The organism is uncultured Aliivibrio sp. (assembly GCF_946479765.1).
GTDB lineage: Bacteria > Pseudomonadota > Gammaproteobacteria > Enterobacterales > Vibrionaceae > Aliivibrio.
Map to the genome: position 1 here is coordinate 1 of NZ_CAMLHO010000094.1, position 5318 is coordinate 5318.

The 5318-nt window shown below is 37.7% G+C and carries 4 protein-coding genes; 2 read left to right on the forward strand and 2 right to left on the reverse strand.

The genetic code is table 11. From position 1 onward, the window contains the following. Positions 1-737 (forward strand): tyrosine-type recombinase/integrase (locus Q1K78_RS16880; RefSeq protein WP_300181552.1); only part of this gene is annotated, 737 nt, incomplete at its 5' end. A 37-nt stretch (positions 738-774) separates the two neighbouring features. Here Q1K78_RS16880 and Q1K78_RS16885 read toward each other — a convergent pair. Beyond that, complete coding sequence (locus tag Q1K78_RS16885; protein WP_300181553.1) at positions 775-1767, reverse strand: D-alanine--D-alanine ligase; 993 nt, start codon at positions 1765-1767, stop codon at positions 775-777. 53 nt (positions 1768-1820) lie between these two features. Then, positions 1821-2375, reverse strand: a complete 555-nt coding sequence (locus Q1K78_RS16890; protein ID WP_300181554.1) for an SPOR domain-containing protein — start codon at positions 2373-2375, stop codon at positions 1821-1823. Between the two features lie 220 nt (positions 2376-2595). On the opposite strand from Q1K78_RS16890, the gene Q1K78_RS16895 reads away from it, so the two are divergent. Then, positions 2596-5280 (forward strand): bifunctional acetate--CoA ligase family protein/GNAT family N-acetyltransferase, encoded by a 2685-nt coding sequence (locus Q1K78_RS16895; protein ID WP_300181555.1) that lies wholly within the window; start codon positions 2596-2598, stop codon positions 5278-5280. Positions 5281-5318 lie beyond the last annotated feature (38 nt).

Consider the following 5318-nt stretch of genomic DNA (forward strand, 5'->3'; position numbering starts at 1 on the left):
TATTTATAGAGGAACAAGCAAAAGAAAAGAAACTAGCCTCAATTAAACGATCGTTAATTTCTATCTCTCATGTTCATATTGGTTTTGATTTAAAGGACCCAACCAGAAATGCACAAGTTAAGGCTTCTCTTGGTAAAATTCGATTAGATAAGAAAGATGATAGTAAACAAACCGAAGGCATCACTCTCTCTATGCTTTCAGACCTTGAGGCGCAGCTAAGTCATTCCGTTGAATTAAAAGACATTCGTGATTTGATAATCTGGCATTTGATGTTTGAATTATTACTTAAACGTGGTGAGTTAAGGGACTTACAGCTAGAGAGTGTTTGTTTTGATGAATTAGGTCATTGTATGGTTCAAGTACAACAAAATTATTACCCTTTATCAGAAGAAACATTGGGCTTACTCACTAAATGGCTTGAAGCTTCACAAATTACGCAGGGTCATTTATTTAGAGCCATTGACAGGCACCAAAATGTATCCGATAAACCACTGAATGATTCATCTATTTATCGTGTTTTTCGTCGAGCTAATGAATTGCTTAACCTTGATATTCAATTTTCAGGGTTATCAGCTCGTGTCGGTGCAACAAAAGAGCTCTCTAGAAGTGGCTACAGTATTCACGAAATTCAAGAAATGGGCCGCTGGATTAGCCCCGCAATGCCCAATCAATATATAGGAAATATTGAGCGTTCAGAGCGTCAAAAAGAAGCATTTAAAACGAAAAAGCCTGATTAATTTCAGGCTTTTATAGTATAACGATATATGATGGAGCTTATTTAATAGCGTTCAAAATGGCTTTCTTTAGGAAAGTTTTGAAGCAGTCACCATTATGCTCTAACAGTTTAGGGAACATAGATATTGGTGTCATTCCTGGGAAGGTATTGACTTCATTCAAAAATATCTCATTATCTTCGGTTAAAAAGAAATCAATACGAGATAAGTCTTTCAATTTCATTTGAGTGAATACTTTTTGACTGTATTTATTTATGAGTTCTATTTGCTCATCTGACAGATTCTGTGCCGTCAGCGTGGTGGTTGAATGACTACCACTGCCATATTTTTCATCGTAACTATAAAATGCGCCATCTGGTGCCGTAACTTCACCTGGAGGAGTCGTAAATAGCTGTCCATCAATTTGATAAGCAGCAACTTCTAGCTCTCTTGGTTTAACGGCTTTTTCTACTAATACTTGCTGTGAGTAACCAAAAGCATCATTGATCGCTTGTGCTAATTCATTCTCAGAAGTGACCTTGTAACAACCAACAGATGAACCTTGGCATGCCGCCTTAACAAATAAAGCGCCCCATTCTTTAAATGCTGATAATGCAGAGCCGTGTGTCTCTTTATTATTTTCAGTTAAGAATAAATATGGCGTATTTGGAATGCCTAGTGCGTCATACCATAATTTAGATGTAATTTTATTAAAGCTGTTAGTACTTGATTCTGCATCACAACCTAAATATGGAATGCCAAACATATCCAATATTGATTGAATGTCACCAGTTTCACCAGGGTAACCGTGAATACAAGGAATAACATAATCAACAGTACCTGAGATTACCTCACCACATAAAAGAGTTTTATCCGAACGTAACTCGTATTTTTCGCCCGTTTCGATATGAAACCATGCACCATCTTTAATTTCAAGGTGGGTAATTTTAAAAGCATTTAGTTCAGAAAGCTGTTGAGAAATGAACTTTGAAGAAACCAGTGACACTTCGTGTTCAGTACCACTACCGCCACAAAGTAAAAGGATATGTGTCATAATATTCACTATAGAAAGTAATCAGCGCACTTGGTAAGTACACTGATTCGATATTAATTTAATTTATGTAATTCAGGGTTATCTGAATTTTTAATACTATTGATGCTACGTACAAATGGACCGTATGCTTGGATCTCTGCAGGCAGTTGCTTAATCGCTTCACGCGCAGCAGCAGGTGTTGCAAAATCACCGTATAAAATAGTGTACCAAGGCATGTTGTTTACTGTTTTGCGATTCATCCAGACAGGTTGTTCACCCGTTAATTTACTGGCATAAGTTGATAAATCAGTTTTACGGCTAAGCGCTAAGATTTGAAGTGTGTAACCGTAACGATTACTCATTTCTTCTTGTTTTTGTGTTGGTGGTAATATACTAACTGCTGCTTCCGAGTTTGAAAGCGTTGATGTATCTTCTGGAGTTAATTTAACCACTTCCGTTTCCGGTGTTGAAGTAACCTCAGTTTCTTCAAAAGCAACTACTTCTTCTTCAATAGGTTGAGTAACTTGATACACTTCTTCAGAAGAATCTGTCGTGATGTTAGTGGTATACGAGCTACTTGTACAACCTGCAAGTAGGACGGTTAACGTAATAGGTAAGATTCTTTTCATTATAATTCACAATATAGTCATGCTGATATCCTAATTTTGCACTCGATATAACAGACAATCAAGTCTTTAGCCGTGTAACGACTCAATTACAGTAAAATTTGTGCTCAATCATCAATAAATGGCGTGTTTTTGTGCGCTAGGTTTTGTTTATATTACTCAACAAAGCCAAATTAATTAATCTCAGCTATCTTATTCTTATATAAGGATTAAGGAAGCTGCGATGTCCGATTTAAAAACACTTTTGCGTCCTCGCTCTATTGCGGTAATTGGCGCCTCTATTCATTCAGATCGTGCAGGTCATATTGTGATGCGTAATCTGCTTGAAGGTGAATTCGATGGACCAATTATGCCAGTCCATCCTACCTATCATTCAGTATGCGGAATTCTCACTTATAACGATATTTCTTCATTACCCATAACACCTGATTTTGCTATTTTATGCACTCCAGCAAGAGAAAATATAAAAATACTCGATCAATTAGGAGAGAAAGGCGTGAAACTTGTGATCATCCTTTCATCTGATATGAACCTCCATTGCAGTGGTATTGGTGAGCCTCTACCTCATGAAGCCGCTAGAATTGCACATCAGTATGGCATGAGAATATTAGGACCTAATAGTCTTGGAATTATTCTACCGTGGATGAATCTAAATGCGTCATTTTCACCAATCAATGCCAATAAAGGGAATATAGCTTTTATCTCTCAATCCGCTGCAGTTTGCACCACTATATTAGATTGGGCAAAAGAAAAAGAAATAGGTTTCTCGGCGTTTGTTTCTATTGGTGATGGGATTGATATTGATTTCAGCGAACTGCTTGATACCTTATGTACCGACTCTAAAACTGACGCTATATTACTGTATATTGACTCCATAAAAGACGCTCGACGATTTATGTCTGCTGCACGTGCCGCTGCACGTAACCGACGGATCTTAGTTGTGAAAAGTGGGCGTTCTGTCGCTGGAAGTAAAGCTGCACAGCTGCATACCAACGGTGAAATCAGTCTAGATGCTGTTTATGATTCAGCCATAAGACGTGCCGGTATGTTACGAGTATCCAATACTCATGAATTATTTGCCGCAGTAGAAACGCTTGCACACCCTATTCCTTTTCGTGGACATCGGTTAGCCATAGTAACCAATGGTGGCGGTCCTGCAATTATGGCTGTAGATAGCCTCATGCAGCAAGGAGGACAACTTGCTATATTATCAGAGCCCTTAATACAGCAACTGAATGAATTATTACCACCAAATTGGTCTCATTCAAACCCAATAGATATTGGGGGGGATGCAAACGAACAACGCTATTGTGACACTGTCACTAAATTGCTAGACAGTGATGATTGCGATGCTATTTTAATCATGCATAGTCCATCTGCTATTTCTAACGCCACCAATACCGCGTCTAAACTTATTGATTTAATTAAGAATCATAAACGAAGATTAAAATTCACTATTTTAACTAATTGGTCTGGTGAAACCTCATCTAAAGAAGCTCGATTACGGTTTACTCAAGCTGGGATCCCAACCTATCGAACCCCTGAAAGCTCTGTCTCTGCCTTTCTCCATCTCGTCGAATATCATCGAAATCAGAAGTTACTCATCGAAACCCCAGTCTCATCAGGCCATATAGATAAGCACGACGCAAAAATGGCAAGAGAATGGCTAGATAACTGCGTTTCACACAACCTTGTTGAGTTAGATACCCATGAAACACAGAAACTATTAACTTGCTACGGATTCAAAACACTAAATACTTGGATCACTGAAGATCCGGTAGAAACGGGTTATATTTCTGAAAGCATTGGATACCCTGTTGCAGTGAAACTCAGATCACCAAATATCCCACACAAGTCAGATATTCAAGGGGTAATGCTTAATTTAAACACAAAAGAAGAGGTCATTACTGCGGCACAATCCATTATAGATCGTGTTTCTATCAGTTATCCATCCGCTAGAATTGCAGGATTAAGTGTACAAAAAATGGCTGTGCGAGCTGGATCTCAAGAGTTAAGAATCAAGATGTGTCAAGATCCCGTCTTTGGGCCTGTAATCCTATTAGGAGAAGGTGGATCTGAATGGGATCTTAATAATAATGCAGCGGTTGCGCTTCCACCATTGAATATGGCTCTTGCTGAAAATCTAATAAAATACGCGATCAAAGAAAACATCATACATGATAGAAATTCTCCTACTAAAATGAGCATGTTTGATTTAAGTGCTTTTCTTGTCAGACTTTCACAAATGATACTCGATTGTCCTGAAATCGTAGAGCTTGATATTCATCCTTTGCTTATTTCTGGTATTGATCTCACGATTATAGACTCTTCAATGAAACTTCAACACTTCACTGGTGACATTCATAAACGATTAGCCATTCGTCCTTACCCTAATGAATTAGAAGAATTTGCTCAATTAAAAGATCATAGCTCAGTATTATTACGCCCTATCCTTCCAGAAGATGAACCTAAGCATGCCGCATTCATTGCTCAAGTTTCAACAGATGATTTGTATAAACGTTTTTTCTCTGATGTTGGAGAGTTTAATCATGAGGCCTTAGCAAATTTCACTCAAATTGATTACGATCGTGAAATGGCATTTGTAGCCACTAAACAAGTCGACAATGAAGAAGTCATTATTGCTGTTGTTCGTGCATTATCTGATCCGAAAAATCAAAATACTGAATTTGCAGTCTTAGTGAGATCTGATTTAAAAGGACTTGGTTTAGGTAAAATCCTAATGGATAAAATTATTCGTTATTGCAGAGATCAAGGAATTAAAGTAATGAATGGGATGACAATGCCATCAAACCGAGGCATGATTGGTTTAGCGCAACATTTTGGCTTCCATATTGATGTACAAATGGCAGATGGGATTGTTGAAATGTACCTTGAGTTAAATGGATAAGATATAAAAAACCCAAGATAATCATAATGCTTATCTTG